This is a genomic window from Oleiphilus sp. HI0132 (assembly GCF_001635845.1).
In genome coordinates, this window is the sequence record NZ_LWGJ01001549.1 from 1 (window position 1) to 1,749 (window position 1,749).

Genomic DNA, 1,749 nt, shown 5'->3' on the forward strand with positions numbered 1-1,749 from the left:
GACAAGTTATTGAAATATAGTGTGATTTATTTGGCATTATTGCCAGCATAACTGTTCAATAAGCGAACAAAAGGTGCGAAAAATAGGGAGAAAGTCCCCCTTTAGCTCTGAACAGGTAAAACAAGGTCTCCGGCACGCAATCCCGAGACGACTTCGATCATCCCGTTTTCTTTCTGATCGCCAACTCTTATAAAGCGTCGAACAACTTGCTCGTTTTCCAAAACCCAAACAACGTTCAACTGACCAACATAAGCTATACGATCACTAGGCAATAGAATCTGTTGTTTCGTACCCACCGGCACACTTAATTGCGCATACATGCCAGGTAGCAAGCCTTCAGCCTCCAGACGGCTCTTAATCAAGAAGCTTCGAGATGCAGCATTACCTGCTGGCACCATTTCTTCTATTACTGAAGGCAGATTCTTATTCATCGAGGGAATCCTTACCTGCAAGGTGTCACCCAAACTGAGGCCGATCGCCAATTGTTCGCGCACATGCGCCTCGACTCGTAAAGTAGCTGGATTATATAAGGTAAGAAGCTGCATCCCTGGTTGGGCAGTATTACCGGGCTCTGCAAAGCGATCGATTATTAGACCATCAATAGGGGAATGCACCTGAGCATAACCCAGGGCCGTTTGCGCTTCTAACAAAGCCTGTTCTGCACTTTGCTTACCGGCTAACAAGCTATCGTAGTTTGCCTGAGTCTGCTCCAAAGCAGCGTTAGCAATCAAGCCTTTCTGACTCAAGTCCTCAGAACGCTTAAGATTATTCTTTGCTTCCAACAATCGTGCAGACACTGAAGACAAAGCCGCTTTTGCCTGAGACTCCCGTGATAGCAAATCTGCCTTTTCCAATTCAATCAGTAGCTGCCCTTGTTTAACCTGCTGCCCTGCTCGTACATGTACTTTCTCTATCTTGGCTAGAATACGTGATGAGATAAGTGAATTCTGTTTCGCTTCAATACCTGCTGGCACTGGCTCGAACACTTCCTTCTTCACCCGTTCGACCTCAATCGCTTGCCTTAGTAGCTCATCGAGTTTTACCAAACTTTGCTGCTCACTTTGCCCGGGCTTTACCTTGTTATTAAAGGCACCCGCCATCCAGGCAACCATAACGATAAGTAAAGCAATTGCCAGTACAGGTAAGCCCAGTTTTTTTAATACGGAGTCATTTGTTTGCATCTTCGTATCCTAATTTTGCGTGATCAGTTAATGAGTTATTTTCTGGCTTATCGAACACCAACAAGTAAACAATTGGTACCACCAGCAAGGTAAAGATGGTTGAGGCAATGATGCCGAAAATAATAGCCAGAGCCAGGCCACTAAAGACCGGGTCAAGGATAATCACCAGATTACCCAGCATGGTAGTGCCAGCAGTCAGTAGAACAGGCCTCATACGAACGGAGCCCGCCAGTATAAGCGCCTCTTTAAGCTCCACACCCCGGTCTCTGGCTTGAGTGATGAACTCTACGAGTATCAAAGAGTTGCGAACAACGATTCCAGCCAAAGCAATCATGCCGATCATCGCTGTGGCGGTAAATAATACGGGTTCAGGCGCTCCTGCAATCACTCGTTCGCCAAAAAGGTTCAGCGCTGCAAAACCAGGCATAATACCGATAATCGTCAAAGGAATAGCCGACATAATAATCAAGGAAAGACGGACAGATTGTGTCTGTATCTTCAGTACAAAGAAGATACCTGCCAAAGCAAACATAAATGCTAAACCCATATCTCTAAAGACATCTATGGT

General features: G+C 45.7%; 2 protein-coding genes. Both read right to left on the bottom strand.

Features of this window, described 5'->3' with window-relative positions:
- Positions 1-101: 101 nt before the first annotated feature.
- On the bottom strand, positions 102-1,181 hold the full coding sequence (locus tag A3766_RS23835; RefSeq protein ID WP_068515892.1) for an efflux RND transporter periplasmic adaptor subunit: 1,080 nt from the start codon (positions 1,179-1,181) through the stop codon (positions 102-104).
- Positions 1,168-1,749, bottom strand: a 582-nt coding sequence (locus tag A3766_RS23840; RefSeq protein ID WP_231882979.1) for an efflux RND transporter permease subunit, incomplete at its 5' end; no start/stop codon positions are given. The genes A3766_RS23835 and A3766_RS23840, both read right to left, overlap by 14 nt.